The sequence below is a fragment of the Variovorax sp. YR752 genome (assembly GCF_943372545.1).
In genome coordinates this window covers 1-14,600 of sequence record NZ_CALRZC010000040.1, presented here as the reverse complement: position 1 = coordinate 14,600, position 14,600 = coordinate 1, and the positions used below count along the sequence as shown (strand labels likewise).

Below are 14,600 nucleotides of genomic sequence, written 5' to 3'. Positions count from 1 at the left end.
GTGCTCCACGGCGCGGGCCGGGGCTGATGAAATGACGCAGATCATTTCTGCCACCAAAGAAGAACAACTCATGCGCCTGCTGCTGGCCGAAGACGACGCCGAGCTCGGCCGTGCGACCTCCAAGTACCTGCTGCGCGACGGCCACGCCGTCGATTGGGTGACCAACGGCAATCAGCTGCTCGAGCTATCGGGCAAGTACGAGTACGACTGCGTGCTGCTCGACCTCGGCCTGCCCGAGCTCGACGGGCGCGACTGTCTGGTGAACATGCGCGGCGGCGGCAACGCCACGCCGGTGATCGTGATCACCGCGCGCGGGTTTCGCGAGAACCGCATCCAGCTGCTCGACATCGGCGCGGACGACTACCTCGTCAAGCCCTACGACCTCGTCGAACTGGTGGCGCGGATCAAGGCGATCGTGCGGCGCAGCCGCAACGTCGACCGGCTGCCCGAGGGGGAGCTGGTCCATGGGCCGTTGCGGCTGCTGCCCTCGAACAACTCGGTGCAATGGCACGACCGGACGGTCGTGCTCACCGCGCGCGAGTTCCGCGTGCTGGAGGTGCTGCTGCGTCGCCACAGCCGCGTCGTCACGCGCCAGCAGCTCGAGGCCGAGGTCTACGGCTGGAACGAGACCGTGGGCAGCAACGCCATCGAGGTGCACGTCCACAACCTGCGCCGCAAGCTCGCCGCCGATCTGATCGTGACCATCCGCGGCGTCGGCTACCAGGTCGGCCCGCTCTGAGCGGGGCGGGCCGACGCCGCCGGCCTCAGTTCTCCAGTTCGAGCTCGTTCCAGCTCACCGTGGCGCCGATGCGTTCGCCCTTGGCCTTGGCGAGCGTGCCGACCTTCAGCGCGGTGAAGAATGCGGCACGCGAGATCGTCGTGCCGCTCGCGTTCTGGTACGACGAGACCGCGCTCGTCGGCACCGTGACGCCGAGCAGCGTGACGCTCGTTTCAGCCGCGAAGGCGGTGACCGGCCCCTGCAGCTCGAGGTCCGCGTCCGGTGTGTCCGAACGCAGCTCCAGCCGCGTGGCGACCATGCTGTTGCCGCTGCCCAGCTTGCCGCGCAGGCGCAGGTGGTTGCCGACCGCGAGGTCGCCGACCGAGGCCACGTCGCGCAGCTCGGCGAACGAGGGCACGCTGATGCTCACGCCGCCGACACCGGCGATGGTCAGCGTGTCGCCGCTGATCGAGGCGATATCGCCTTCGATGCGGACGGCGTCGCGGAAGGACACCTTGGTCGCGGCGATCCTGCCGCCGGAGACCGTGCCTTCGACCTCGACCTTGCTGCCGACGATCAGGTCGGCGGCTACGCCGCCTTCGTAGCGCGTCGTGGCGCTGGTCGCCACCTGCACGCCGCCGAGCGTGAAGCCGCCCGCCGTCACTGCCGACACCACGCCTTCGACCTCCGCCTTCTCGGCCCCGCTGACGTCGATGCCATTGGGCTCGACCTGGCTGGCGTTCAGCGTGCCGCATACCGGCGCCGCCGCACAGCTCGAGCCCTTGACCTCCACCTCCAGCCCGTTCCAGGATCCCGTCGGCATGTCGTTGATGGTGACATTGGCGTAAACGACGGTCAGCGTGCCAATCTGGAAGGTCTGCGCGATCGTGTTCTGGTTCTTCACCACGCCCTTGACGGCGAAGGGCGGCGTCGGCGCTGTCGTCTTTCGCTCGATGTAGCCGGCCGAGATCACGCCGTCGCCGGCGACCAGGCCGTGCACGTCGACGCGGTTGCCCACGACAGGACGCACGTTGTTCTCGAAGCGCGTCGTGTTGTCGATCTCGATGAGCTGGCCCATCACGATCATGCGGTTGGCGTCGATGACCTGCTCGACGAAGCCCTTCACGGCGCCGTCGACCGTGATCTCGCCGGCGCGTGCGCCGGAGATGGAGCCGTCGACGCGCACCACCATGCCGATGCGCAGGTCGCTCTGCGCGCCGGGGTTGTCGTCGATGCGGATCGTCGTGTCGCTGGTGTCGTACTCGATGCCGTTGACCCACACGCTGCCGAACTGCGTGATGGTGCCGACCGCCACATCCGGGTTGTTGCCGGTGCCGCCAATGCCGCCGGTGGAGCCGCCGCCACCGCAGGCGGCCAGCACGGCCACCGCGGCGGCGGTAACCATGGCCGCGAGTCGCTTGATGTTCATCTCAGTCTTCCTTCCCTGGGGTGGGAGCCATCGGCTCCTCGAAGTAATAGATGCCCAGGCCCACGCGCATCGCGGGATCGGGCAGGTCGTCTCCGGGCTTCGCGCCGTGTTCGGCGAGCCACTGGTCGAGCTTCTCGAGCAGCGCCTGGGCCTGCGCGCTGCTGAGCTTGCGGAACGCCGGCAGCTGGTCGGCCGGGTAGTTCAGGTACATGACCTTGCGCTGGTAGCGCGGGTCGGTGTCGGCGTGCTGCAGGTTGTGGTCGATGGTGGCGATCAGGTCGGCCACGTCGGCGCCGAGGATGCCCATCTTCTCGGTCTCGCCGCTGCGCGGCACGTAGCCCGCGGTGACCAGCTCCAGCCTGCGGTCCTCGCGCTCGCGAACCGAGCCGACGCGCAGCAGCTCGTCGAGCACGGCGCGCGCCGGCATGTCGCCGCTGTGGCGCCGCACCAGTTGGGCAAAGCTCTTCGGACCCTCCACCGGGTCGAGCGCCATGGGCCGGCCTTCGGCGTCATGGAAGTCGGCGTCACGCGCCCAGCCGGTCAGCACGCGGGCGGCACGGTTGTAGGCTTCGTCGCTGGCGGCGCGCTCGGGCGCGGTGTCGGCGGCGAGGCGGGTGACGTCCTTGCGGGTCAGCCCGGTCAGAATCGAGGCGCGCGACAGCGTCGGCTTCCTGCCGGGGATGCCGAAGTCGTCGAGTGCCACCTGCACGTAGGTGTGCTTGGCCAGTTCCTCGAACGCAGCGAAGGGCACGTGGTGGCGAAGCAGCAGCCGGCACAGCGGCCTCAGCAGCTTCAGCACCGCGGCGTTCAACGCGAGCTGGATTTGGTTCTCGGTAGCCATTGTTGGGATTATTTTCCCATCATGAGCCCGCTGTCAAGCCGAGTACCTGCGCACTTCACGCCGACTTCACGCAGCCGCGATTCGCTTCGAACGCCCTTCGCAGGCGACTTTCATCCTGATCCCCGTGCCGCCACCGAGTGCGGCAAGCCATCAGGAGAAGCCGCATGCGCCGTGTTCGAGGACCGATCTTCCCGCTGTTCCGCCAACCGCTGGCGCCCTTGTCGCGCACCGGGCGGGTGCTCATCGCCATCGTGTTCGCGCTGTGGGCCTTTGCGCTCAGCGTGGCCTGGTCGCCCGCCTTTGCCGACGATGCGCAGGCGCGTCCGGCCGAGGGGCCCTACTTCCAGGTGGCGGGCGATCCGTCGGTCGATGCGCTGCCGCTGAAGTCCACGCAAGTCGAGGTGCGCCTGGCCGGCGTGATCGCCGACGTCACCGTCACGCAGCGCTACCGCAACGAGGGCCAACGCCCGATCGAGGCGCGCTACGTCTTCCCCGGCGCCACCGGCGCCGCGGTGCATGCGATGCAGGTGCGCCTGGCCGGCCGGGTGCTGAACGCGAAGATCGAGGAGAAACAGCGCGCGCGCATCCGCCACGAGACGGCCAAGCGCGAGGGCAAGACCAGTGCGCTGCTCGAGCAGGAACGCCCGAACGTTTTCCAGATGAACGTGGCCAACATCCTGCCCGGCGACGACGTTCAGGTGGAGCTGCGCTACACCGAACTGGTGGCGCCCACCGAAGGCCGCTACGAGTTCGTCTTCCCGACCGTGGTCGGCCCGCGCTACCACCGGCCGGCGTCGGCCGGCGGCACGTCGAGCTTCCCGGCCACGCCGCACCTGCAAGAAGGCGCGGCCTCGCGCGCCGGCTTCGACCTGCGTGTGCGCTTCGCCTCGCCGCTGCCGGTGTCGGAACTGCGCTCGTCGTCGCACGGCATCGAGGTGACCGGCGAAGGCTCGGCGCAGGCCGAGGTGACGCTGAACGACGGCGGCGAGCGCGCCAACCGCGACTTCATCCTGTCCTACCGCCTGGCCGGCGAGCGCACGGCCACCGGCCTGACGCTGTTTCGCGGCGAGGGCCTGGATGGCGGTGGCGAGAACTTCTTCCTCGCGCTGGTCGAGCCGCCGAAGGCGATCGCCGCCGCGCAGATCAACCCGCGCGAGTACGTCTTCGTCGTCGACATCTCCGGCTCGATGCACGGCCAGCCGCTGAACACCGCCAAGGTTCTGCTGCGCAACCTGATCGGAAGCCTGCGGCCGACCGACACCTTCAACGTGATGCTGTTCTCCGGCAGCAGCCAGATGCTGAGCCCCTCCCCGGTGCCGGCGACGCGCGCCAACATCGAACGCGCGATCGCGACCATCGACCAGCAGCGCGGCGGCGGCAGCACCGAGATCGTGCCGGCGCTGCGGCGCATTGCCGCGCTGCCCAAGGCGGGCGACGTGTCGCGCAGCGTGATCGTGATCACCGACGGCTACGTGACGGTGGAGAACGAGGTCTTCCAGCTGATCCGCCGCAACCTCGGCAACAGCAACGTGTTCGCCTTCGGCATCGGCAGCTCGGTGAACCGCCACCTGATCGAAGGCATCGCGCGCGCCGGCCAGGGCGAGCCCTTCATCGTCACCAAGCCGGAGCTGGCCGCGGCGCAGGCCGAGCGGCTGCGCAGGATGATCGACGCGCCGGTGCTGACGCAGCTGAAGGCGCGCTTCGAGGGCCTGGAGGTCTACGACGTCGAACCCGCCGCGCTGAACGCGCTGCCCGACGTGCTCGGCGGCCGCCCGGTGGTCATCCACGGCAAGTGGCGCGGCGAGCCGCGTGGCCAGTTGGTGCTGGAAGGCTCGGCGGCGATCGGCAACCACCTGGAAGTCGTGCCGGTGAGCGCGCCGGAGGCGGAAGCGTCGGCACTGCGCCACCTGTGGGCACGCAGCCGAATCCAGCAACTCTCCGACCAGGAGGCGCTGGAAGGCGGCAGCGGCCAGCGCGAGGCGATCACCGCGCTCGGCCTGAACTACAGCCTGCTGACGCAGTACACCAGCTTCATCGCCGTCGACGAGGTGGTGCGCACCAGCGAGGCTGCGGCGCCGGTGAACCAGCCCTTGCCGCTGCCGCAGGGCGTGGGCAATCTGGCGGTGGGGGGTGAGGTCGGCGCGGCGGTGCCGAGCACGCCGGAGCCGGCGGCCTGGCTGTCGCTGCTGGTGGTGCTGGGCCTGGTCGGCGTGGCGCTGTCGGGCCGGGGCAAGTGGTGATGGGTGCGTCGTTGCTGCCGCGCGCGCCCGCGGCGGGGCCGGCGACGCTCGCCTGCCGGCCGTCCTACCTGTCGCCGGTGGCCTGGCTCGCGCTGCAGGCCGCCGCACTCTGGCCGCACGGTGCCTGGATGGCGCGGCGCGTGCAGGACGGCTCGGACGACCCGCTCGGCCTGGCCGCCATCGCCGCGCTGTTGATGCTGGTGGCGATGCGCGCGAACACCTTGCGCATCGCGCCGCAGACCGGCTGGCTGGCCGCCGGCGCGGGCCTCGGCGTGGCCGCCAACGCGGCGCTGTGGGTCGCCCCGCCGCTGGCCTGCGCGCTGCTCGCCGCGCTGTCGCTCGCCGCTGCGCTGATGGCCTGGCTGCCGGCCAGCGGGCCGCGCTTGCCGCTGGCCGGGCTGGTGCTGCTGGCGCTGCCGTGGATCGCCTCGCTGCAGTACTACGGCGGCTACCCGCTGCGTGTGCTGACGGCGCAGCTCAGCGCCTGGGGGCTGCAGGGCGTGGGCATCGCCGCCGAGCGCAGCGGCACGGCGATGCTCGTGCGTGGGCAACTGGTCATCGTCGATGCGCCCTGCTCGGGTGTGCAGATGGCCTGGATGGCGTGGTTCTGCGCCTGCGCGGTGGCGGCGCTGGTGGCGCTGCGCGACGGCGCCTTCCTGCGCCGTCTGCCGGCGGTCGGCGCGATCGTGCTGATCGGCAACGTGCTGCGCAACACCGTGCTGGTGGCGCTGGAGTCGCGGCCGCTGGGGCTGGCGGGTGCGCTGCACGAAGGCATCGGCCTGCTCGCGCTGGCGCTGGTGTGCAGCGCGGTGATTGCGCTGATGACGAGGAGGTCGCATGTCGATCTGGTCTAGGCACTGGCCGGCGCTGGCCATGCTGGCGATGGCGCTGACGGCCGCGCTGCCGCTGTTCGCACCGATGTCGCATGCCGAGCCGATCACGCGCCACGTCGAGTGGCCACGGCAGTGGGACGGCCGCGCGCTGCGCCCGCTGGCGATGAGTGCGGTCGAGCAGCGTTTCGCGGCGCGCTTTCCCGGCGCCATCGCGCGCTTCTCCGACGGCGCGCGCGTGCTGGTGATGCGCCGCGTCGAGGCGCCGACACGCATGCTGCACCCGGCTGCCGACTGCTTCCGCGGCCTCGGCTGGCGCATCGCGCACACGCAGCTCGAGCGCGATCCGCAGCAGCGGCTGTGGCGCTGCTTCGAGGCCGACGGCGTGGACGGCCAGCGCCTGCGCGTGTGCGAGCGCATCGAAGCGGTCGACGGCACCGCCTTCGTCGATCCGTCGTCGTGGTTCTGGGCCGCCACGCTGGGACAGTCGCAAGGCCCCTGGCAGGCGGTCACCGTGGTGGAGAGTCTGTGATGAAGAAGATCCTGTTGTTCGTGCTCGGCCTGCTGCTGGCCGTGCTGCTGATCGGTGCAGCCATGGTCTGGCTGACGATGCGTGCGCTGGCTCCGCAGCCGGGCGAGTGGGCGACGACGCTGCACATCGGCGGCACCGCGCGCCAGGCCAGCGTGCCGACGCTGCTGCGCTGGGCCAGCCATCCGCTGGCGCTGCCGCGACTCGACGGCCGCCGCGTCGGCGAGTGGCAACTGCAGCGCATCGACGATCACACGCTTGAGGCGCACTGCGCGCCCTGCCGTGTGCAGCTCGATGCGCTCGGCCCGCATCCGCTGCGGGTCGCCGCGGCTCGTCTGCGTGTGCATGTGCGCGGCGCGGACCGATTCGACGGCAGCTTGCGCCTCGGCGCCGGCGCCGGGGCGGTGAACGTGGCCTGGCGCGCCGAGTTGAAGCGCGAGGGTCTGCAACTGCAGGCCGAGCTGCCGAACACGCCGCTGGCGCGGGTGCTGGCGGTGTTCGGCAACGCCCTGCCCGAAGCCCGCACGGCGCGCATCGAGGGCAGCGTCGCCGTGCGCGCCGAGGCGACGCTGGGTGCGCAGGGGCTGCACTTCACCAAGCTGAAGCCGACACTCGCGGACGTGTCGGTCGACGGCCTCGGCACAGAGTCGCTGCGCGATGCCGACGCCGGCGCGCGCTGCCGGCCTCAGCCGGCGATCGGGCGCATCGAGGGCTGGATCCAGAACGCGGTGATCGCCGCCGAAGACCAGCGCTTCTTCGAGCACCCCGGCTACGAACTCGACGCCTGGGTGGCGGTGCTCAAGGCCAACCAGCGCGAGGGCGAGCCGCTGCAGGGCGCGAGCACCATCCCGCAGCAGCTCGCCAAGCTGCTCTACACCGGTGATCAACGCGACCCGGTGCGCAAGCTGCGCGAATGGCTCTACGCGGTGGAGATGGAGCGCACGCTCGGCAAGGGCCGCATCCTGCAGCTCTACCTGGCCGTGCTGCCCTGGGGCGACGGCATCTGCGGTGCGGAGGCGGCCTCACGCCATCACCTCGGCAAGCCCGCCAATCAGCTCAAGCCGCGCGAAGCCGCCTGGCTGGCCAGCCTGCTGGTCAACCCCGATCAGCAGTTGCGCCGCTGGGCGCTGGAAGAGGAGGTGGCACGCGAGCGTGCCGCCTGGGTGCTCAAGGGCATCAAGCGGCTGCCGCGCGAACGCCGCGAGGCCGAACTCGATGCGCTGGTCAGTTGGCGGCCGCCGATCGGGCGGCGCTGAGGGCCGGCGTCAGAGCCGCTGGCGCGGCAGTGCGGCCTGCGGCAGCGGCGCACCGGCCAGCCAGTCGCTCACCAGCGCGTCCAGATCGCCACCCTGCGCCGCCTGCCACACCCACTCCGGCGCCATCACCCGCGTGCCGGCCGGGCTGGTGGGCAGGGCGCGGGTGAGCTCGGCGACCAGCGCGGCCACCTTCACCGGCCGCACCGGCTGGTCGCGCTGCGGCACCATCATGCGCAGTTGCGCGAGCACCAGGTCGGCGATCCGCTGCAGGCCGGGGCGCTTCAGATGCTCCGGCCGCTGCGCAGTGCGCACCAGCACGACATGCTCGAAGCCGAGCGAGGCCACCGCCTGCTCGTCGAGGTTGGCGATGCCGGCCTTCAGTGCCTGCGGCAGCGAGGCACTGTCATGCGGCAGCACGACGATCAGGTGGCGCGTGCCGATGGCGTGCAGCCGCGTCGCCAGGCTCAGCAGCCCGGCCGGCTGCGGCTGCCAGAACGCGGCTTCGCGGCCGTTTGCATGGCGCGGCTTGTCGAACACCACCACGGCCAGCGGCAGGCCGAGCGTGCCGGCGTCGGCCAGCGTGGTGACATCCTGCGTCTGCAGGCCCTGCACGGTGGCGTGGAAGTCCTGCGTCACCAGCACACGCACCGGCGCGAAGGCGCGCGAGGCGAGCAGCGCTTCGAGCACCGCCGCGCCGAGCGCGCCGGCGCCACCGGCGATGGTCACGCCCGAGCGCGCAGCGGTCGGCGGCGTCGCGGCCTGACCGGCACGCAGGGCGTCGTGGACGATCTTCATGGGCCGATTGTCATGGTGGCGTTGAATTGACGCGCTACGGTCCCACATCCGGACTCGCGGGGTACCATCGCCGCGCTTCAAAGCAAAGGGAGACCGACCATGAGCTTCTTCATCCCGCACCGCCTGCTGGCCGCCATCGCCGCGCTGTTCACCGCGCTGGCGCTGACCGGCTGCGGCTACAACGACTTCCAGCGCCTGGACGAGCAGACCAAGTCGGCCTGGTCGGAGGTGCTGAATCAATATCAGCGCCGCGCCGACCTGATCCCGAACGTCGTGGCCACCGTCAAGGGCGAGGCCAACTTCGAGCAGGAGACGCTGACCAAGGTGGTCGAGGCACGCGCCAAGGCGACGTCCATCCAGGCCACGCCGGAGCTGGTCAACAACCCCGAAGCGTTCCAGAAGTTCCAGGCCGCGCAGGGCGAGCTGTCCGGCGCGCTGTCGCGCCTGCTGGTCGTCAGCGAGAACTACCCGAACCTGAAGGCCAACCAGGGCTTCCAGGATCTGCGCGTGCAGCTCGAAGGCACCGAGAACCGCATCACCGTGGCGCGCGGCCGCTACGTCAAGGCGGTGCAGGAGTACAACGTGCTCGCGCGCAGCTTCCCGAGCAACCTCACGGCGATGCTGTTCAGCTACAAGGTGAAGGAGAACTTCGCCGTGCAGAACGAGGCGCAGATCTCGCAGCCGCCGGCGGTGAGCTTCGAGAAGCCGGCGTCGAAGTAGGCCGGAGCCCGTGATGCGCCTGTGGCGCTTCCTGCTCGCCACCGCGCTGCTCGCGGTGGCGACGCTCGTGCAGGCGCAGGACGTGCTGCCGGTGCCGCCGCTCGCCGGCCGGGTGATCGACCAGACCGGCACGCTGACGCCGGAGCAGACGCAGGCGATGAGCGCCAAGCTCGCCGCGCTGGAGGGCAAGCGCGGCTCGCAGCTGGTCGTGCTGATGGTGCCGAGCACGCAGCCGGAAGACATCGCGGCCTACGGCCAGCGGGTGGCCGACAGCTGGAAGATCGGTCGCCTGGCGGTCGGTGATGGCCTGCTGATCGTCGTCGCCAAGGACGACCGGCGCGTGCGCATCGAGGTCGCCAAGACGCTCGAAGGCGCGGTGCCCGACCTCGCTGCGAAGCAGATCATCAGCGAGGTCATCAGCCCGGCCTTCCGCAAGGGCGACTATGCCGGCGGCCTGAACGCCGCGATCGACCGGCTCGATGCGCGCATCGGCGGCGAAGGCCTGCCCGAACCCTCGGCCGCGGCGAAGAAGGGCGGCGGCGCCGGCTTCAACATCGAGGACCTGGCGATCTTCATGTTCGCCGCCGTGCCGATCATCGGCATGGTGATGACCGGCATCTTCGGCCGCAAGCTCGGCGCACTGGCCACCGGTGCGGCGGCCGGCGGCATCACCTGGTGGTTCACCGCCAGTGTGCTGATCGCGGCCGGCGCCGGCGTCGTCGCGCTGATCCTGATCGGCGTGATGGCCAGCGGCGCGTCGCGGCGCGGCATGTCGCGCGGCGGCCATGGCGGCCCGGTGATCTGGGGCGGCGGCGGTGGCGGCGGCTGGGGTGGCGGCGACGGTGGCGGCGGCTTCAGCTCCGGCGGCGGCGGCGACTTCGGCGGCGGCGGCGCCTCGGGGGATTGGTAGTGAACAAGCTGGCGAGAATCTTCAGGCATCGCTGGACCGACGAGCGCGACCTTGCCCGCGCGCTCGACGACGCCACGCTCGCACGCATCGAGGCGCGCGTGGCGGCCAGCGAACGCCGCCACAGCGGCGAGATCCGCGTCTGCGCCGAGGCCGGCCTGCCGATGAGCTACCTGTGGCGCGGCGCGACGGCGCGCGAACGCGCGGTGGCGATGTTCGGCAAGCTGCGCGTGTGGGACACCGAGAACAACAACGGCGTGCTGATCTACCTGCTGCTGGCCGAGCACCGCATCGAGATCGTCGCCGATCGTGGGCTGAACCGGCACGTCGACGCTGCGCAGTGGCAGGCGATCATGGAGCGCATGCGCGCCGCGTTCCGCCAGGGGGCCTTCGAGGCCGGGCTGAACGACGCCATCGACGCGGTCGACGCGCTGCTGGTTCGGCATTTCCCGCTGGCACCGGGCGAGCACAACCCGAACGAGCTGAGCGACACGCCGCATCTGCGTTGAGCCGCCGAGCTGAGGCGCGAGCCGACGCACGAGCCGACGCACAATAGCGCGGCGATGGACCTCTCCGGCCTGGCCTCCACCAAGATCCAGCCGCCGCGCGCGCGCAGTGCCCGCATCGCGCGGCCGGCGCTCGACGGCGCGTTGCGCGACGCGCTGCAGTGCAAGCGTCTGGTGCTGCTGGTCGCGCCGGCCGGCTTCGGCAAGACCTCGGCGCTGGCCGGGCAGATCGCCGCGCTGCCCAAGGGCACGGCGCTGGCCTGGGTGTCGCTCGACGAGGACGACGACCCGGCGCGCCTGTTCAGTGCGCTGACCGCCGCGCTCGAGCCCTTTGACCTGCCCTGGCGCAGCGCCCCTGCGGCGCTGGCCGGCCAGCTGATCGACGAGGAGGGTGGTGTCACGCGCAGCACGGTGGCCGAGCTGATCAATGCGCTGGCCGCCAGCGAGGCGCCGCACGGCGTGATCGTCTTCGACGACCTGCACCGCGTGCAGTCGCCCGAGGTGCATGCGCTGCTCGACGTGCTGCTCGAACGGCTGCCGCCGCAGTGGACGGTGGTGATCTCCACGCGCATCGCGCCACGCCTGGCGCTGTCACGCTGGCGTGCCGCCGACGAACTGGCCGAGTTCACGCAGGAGGCGTTGCGCTTCACGGCCGAGGAGGCACAAGCACTGGTCGAGCTGGAGCAGTCGCCGCAGCTGAACGCACGCCTGTCCGAACTGATGGAGCGCACCCAGGGCTGGCCGGCCGGGCTGCGCCTGTGCTTCGCTGCGCTGCGCGGGCGTGCCGGCAGCGCGCCGCTGGCGGCCGGCAACGGGCGGCCGGCGGCGGTGGACCGCAGCCTGTTCGATTACCTCGCCAGCGAAGTCATCGACGAGATGCCGATCGGCCTGCACGACTTCCTGGTGCGCAGCGCGGTGCTGCCGGTGCTGACCGCGGCGAACACCGCGGCGGTGACCGGCGATGCGCGTGCCGTCCAGCGGCTGGACGAGATCGAGCGCCGCGGCCTGTTCGTCACCGCGCTCGACGCCGACGAGCGCACGCTGGTGCTGCACGACCTGTTCCGTGACGCGCTGGAAGACCGGCTGCGCCGCCGCTTCCCCGACGAACTCCCTCGGCTGCTGCAGCGCGCGGCCGCGGTCGAGACCGACCCGCTGCGCCGCGTCGCGCTGTGGCTGCGCGCCGGCGACTGGGCGGCGGCAGAGGCGGCGCTGGCGGAGATCGCCGACGAGCTGCTGCTCGAGGGCCAGGGCACCGAGGTGTCGCGCCTGGTCGCGCAGTTTCCGGCCGGCTGGCGCGCGCGCTCGGCGCGGCTGCTGCGCTTCGATGCGATCGCCGTCTGCATGCGCTGGCGCTGGAGCGAGATGGCGGTGCTGATGGAGTCCGCGGTCGAGGCGGCGCGGCAACGCGGCGACGTCGACGAACTGCATCTCTCGCAGGCGCTGCTGGTTGCGGCCTGGAACGCCAACGACGAGGTCGAGCGTGCGCAGGCGCTGGCCGATGAACTGTCTGCGCAGGCCCTGACGCCGGAAGCCGAGCTGCTGGTGCTCGACGCGCAGTGCACGCTGCTGCACGACCGCGGCGAGTACGCGACGCTGTGCGAGCGCTTCGCCCAGGTGCTGCAACTGCTCGAGGATCACGGCTCGCTGCTCAACTGGTGGGAGTGCTCGCCGCCCACCTCATGGGCTGGCCTGCCCGGCATGGCGCCGCTGCTCGAACGCTACGGGCGCGAGGCGCTGCGCCGCATCGGCGAGCGCGAGCTGCCGGTGCGCGCCACCCTGCATGGGCTGCAGGCCGCGTCGCTGGTGTGGGCCGGGCGCATCGACGAGGCGGAAGCCAGCGCGCGCCAGGCCGAGGCCGATGCACGCTGGCTGGCGCGCGCCTCGGAGATCGCGGTGGCGTTGAACATCATCCGCACCTATGTCGGTGCCCTGCGAGGCGACGCCGACGCGGTACGCCGCCGCCTCGACGAACTGTTCATGCACGAGACCGAGCACGCCTCGCCGAGCCGGCTGCGCTTCTGGCGGGCGCACGTGGCCCGCATCGCGGTGCGTGTGCTGGACCTGCTCGGTGCCGACGCCGCGGCGCTGCGCCACTGGCAGACCTGGCACCCGGCCCATGAAGGTGCCGGCCCGGGGCCGCTGGCGGCGCGCGAGGCCGCTGCCGAAGGGCGCTGGGCCGAGGCTGCCGACGCCTTCGCCGCGCTGCTGCCCGATGCCGCCAGGCTCGACCTGCTCGGCCAGGGCATCGAGCTGCAACTGCGCGGCGCGCATGCGCTGCTGCGTGCCGGCCGCGCGGCGCAGGCCGGCACTCCCCTGGCCGAAGCCCTGCAGCGGGTGGCCGACACCGGCAGTGCCGGCCATGCGCTGATGGCCGGCCCGGCGGTGCTCGGCGCACTGGCGGCGCAGGACTGGGGCGCGGCGCTGGATGCGTCGCAGCGGCAGGTGCTTGCCGCGCTGGCCGCGCGCTCGGCAGCGCTGCGCGGGGTGCCTGCAGCGCCTGCCCTGGGTGGCGCCGCTGTGGCTGCCATGTCTGGCGCACAGGTCGCAGCGGCCGCTGTGGCTGTGTCGGCCGCGACAGCAGCCGGCAGCTCGAGCGCGCCGGACCCGGCGGCCCTGCTGCTCAGCGGCCGCGAGCGCGAAGTGCTGGAACGCATCGCCGCCGGCGACAGCAACAAGCTGATCGCCCGCCTGCTCGACATCAGCCCGCACACGGTCAAGCGCCATGTCGCCAACATCCTCGACAAGCTCGGCCTGCAGTCGCGCGGCCAGGCCGCCGCGTGGCTGCGCGACCATCCCTGATCCCTTTCACATCGCCCCTGACGGAGACCTGCCCATGAACCGCCGCCCGCTCGTCCTCGGCCTCGCCTCGCTGGCGCTCGCGCCGCTGGCCGCCTGCTCGAAGAAGGAAGAAGCGCCCGCCGCCGCGCCCGCCCCGGGGCGCCGCGTCAGCCCCATCGAGGCCTACGCGATCGCGCAGCGCGGCAGCGGCTTCACTGTCGGCGCGGTGATGGCCGCCAACACTGTCTACGTGTTCTTCGACACCACCTGCCCGCACTGCGGCGAGCTGTGGAAGGCCTCGCAGCCGCTGCTCAACCGGCTGAAGATGGTCTGGATGCCGATCGGGCTGCTGCGCCCGCAGTCCGGCCCGCAGGGCGCCACCATCCTGGCCGCGCCCGACCCGGCCAAGGCGATGAGCGAGAACGAGGCCAGCGTGATGGCGCGTGGCGGCGGCATCAGCGTGCCCTCGAACCTCCCCGACGAGGTGCTGCAGAAGGTCAAGGACAACACCGGCCTGTTCAACCAGCTCGCTGCGGAGAGCGTGCCGCTGATCGTCTACCGCAACGCCCAGACCGGCCAGCACGGCATGCACGCCGGCGCGGTGGATACGGCGACGCTGGCCTCGCTGGCAGGCGTCTGACTTCGATCCGCGTTCAATGACTCGGGAGGTCACGCGCCGGACCGGCAGTTCGCGGCCCTGAGCTGAAGTCTGTGTGTGTCTGCTTTCGTGCCTTCTATGAGCGTCGCGGCAGGCGCTGCCCGCTGGCGGCTCATTCGGCGGCGGTCGACGCTGCGCGCCGACTCCACTGCGATGCTCGCGCCAGGGTCGTGCCGCAGAACTCACTTCGCGACCTGCGGTCGCTGCGTTCGGACAACCGCGGCAAGTCAGATCACGAAGCGCGCTCACGCGCGCCCACCCCGGCGCTGCGCTTCTCGTCGCCGCCCAAATCGCCCCCAGCGGGCAGCGCCTTCCGCAAGGTCCACCACTGGGGTTCCGCGACCGGCAGGCCACCGCTGGTTCAGCAAAGGCGCGTGCGGGCAGGCTGGAGCG

General features: G+C 71.6%; 13 protein-coding genes. 10 read left to right on the top strand and 3 right to left on the bottom strand.

Annotated features, from left to right (window positions below; translation table 11 throughout):
* Positions 1-70 precede the first annotated feature (70 nt).
* Entirely contained in the window at positions 71-739 is a 669-nt protein-coding gene (locus AAG801_RS12215) for a response regulator transcription factor (RefSeq protein ID WP_341888609.1), read from the top strand.
* A gap of 25 nt (positions 740-764) precedes the next feature.
* On the opposite strand, the gene AAG801_RS12210 is transcribed toward AAG801_RS12215, so the two are convergent.
* Positions 765-2,147 (bottom strand): DUF5666 domain-containing protein, encoded by a 1,383-nt coding sequence (locus AAG801_RS12210; RefSeq protein WP_341888608.1) that lies wholly within the window; start codon positions 2,145-2,147, stop codon positions 765-767.
* A 1-nt stretch (position 2,148) separates the two neighbouring features.
* Positions 2,149-2,988 (bottom strand): DUF6502 family protein, encoded by an 840-nt coding sequence (locus AAG801_RS12205; RefSeq protein WP_341888607.1) that lies wholly within the window; start codon positions 2,986-2,988, stop codon positions 2,149-2,151.
* A 164-nt stretch (positions 2,989-3,152) separates the two neighbouring features.
* On the opposite strand from AAG801_RS12205, the gene AAG801_RS12200 reads away from it, so the two are divergent.
* From AAG801_RS12200 to AAG801_RS12185, 4 genes are read left to right on the top strand one after another with little or no spacing between them, the layout of a single operon-like run.
* Positions 3,153-5,228, top strand: a complete 2,076-nt coding sequence (locus AAG801_RS12200) for a VIT domain-containing protein (protein ID WP_341888606.1) — start codon at positions 3,153-3,155, stop codon at positions 5,226-5,228.
* A complete protein-coding gene (gene xrtQ, locus AAG801_RS12195; protein WP_341888605.1) occupies positions 5,228-6,082 on the top strand; it encodes an exosortase Q in 855 nt (284 codons plus the stop codon). The genes AAG801_RS12200 and xrtQ overlap by 1 nt, the downstream gene beginning before the upstream one ends.
* Positions 6,066-6,590: a hypothetical protein gene (locus AAG801_RS12190; protein WP_341888604.1), complete on the top strand. Its 525-nt coding sequence runs from the start codon at positions 6,066-6,068 to the stop codon at positions 6,588-6,590. The genes xrtQ and AAG801_RS12190 overlap by 17 nt, the downstream gene beginning before the upstream one ends.
* Positions 6,590-7,843: a biosynthetic peptidoglycan transglycosylase gene (locus AAG801_RS12185; protein ID WP_341888603.1), complete on the top strand. Its 1,254-nt coding sequence runs from the start codon at positions 6,590-6,592 to the stop codon at positions 7,841-7,843. The genes AAG801_RS12190 and AAG801_RS12185 overlap by 1 nt, the downstream gene beginning before the upstream one ends.
* A 9-nt stretch (positions 7,844-7,852) precedes the next feature.
* On the opposite strand, the gene AAG801_RS12180 is transcribed toward AAG801_RS12185, so the two are convergent.
* Entirely contained in the window at positions 7,853-8,638 is a 786-nt protein-coding gene (locus AAG801_RS12180) for a hypothetical protein (RefSeq protein ID WP_341888602.1), read from the bottom strand.
* A 99-nt stretch (positions 8,639-8,737) separates the two neighbouring features.
* Here AAG801_RS12180 and AAG801_RS12175 point away from each other — a divergent pair, with 99 nt between their 5' ends.
* From AAG801_RS12175 to AAG801_RS12155, 5 genes are read left to right on the top strand one after another with little or no spacing between them, the layout of a single operon-like run.
* Complete coding sequence (locus AAG801_RS12175) at positions 8,738-9,358, top strand: LemA family protein (protein WP_341888601.1); 621 nt, start codon at positions 8,738-8,740, stop codon at positions 9,356-9,358.
* 13 nt (positions 9,359-9,371) lie between these two features.
* Positions 9,372-10,268: a TPM domain-containing protein gene (locus tag AAG801_RS12170; RefSeq protein WP_341888600.1), complete on the top strand. Its 897-nt coding sequence runs from the start codon at positions 9,372-9,374 to the stop codon at positions 10,266-10,268.
* Positions 10,262-10,774: a TPM domain-containing protein gene (locus AAG801_RS12165; RefSeq protein ID WP_341888599.1), complete on the top strand. Its 513-nt coding sequence runs from the start codon at positions 10,262-10,264 to the stop codon at positions 10,772-10,774. The genes AAG801_RS12170 and AAG801_RS12165 overlap by 7 nt, the downstream gene beginning before the upstream one ends.
* Positions 10,775-10,828: 54 nt before the next feature.
* Complete coding sequence (locus AAG801_RS12160) at positions 10,829-13,570, top strand: LuxR C-terminal-related transcriptional regulator (RefSeq protein WP_341888598.1); 2,742 nt, start codon at positions 10,829-10,831, stop codon at positions 13,568-13,570.
* Positions 13,571-13,604: 34 nt separating this feature from the next.
* A complete protein-coding gene (locus tag AAG801_RS12155; protein WP_341888597.1) occupies positions 13,605-14,189 on the top strand; it encodes a DsbC family protein in 585 nt (194 codons plus the stop codon).
* The last annotated feature ends 411 nt before the right edge of the window (positions 14,190-14,600 follow it).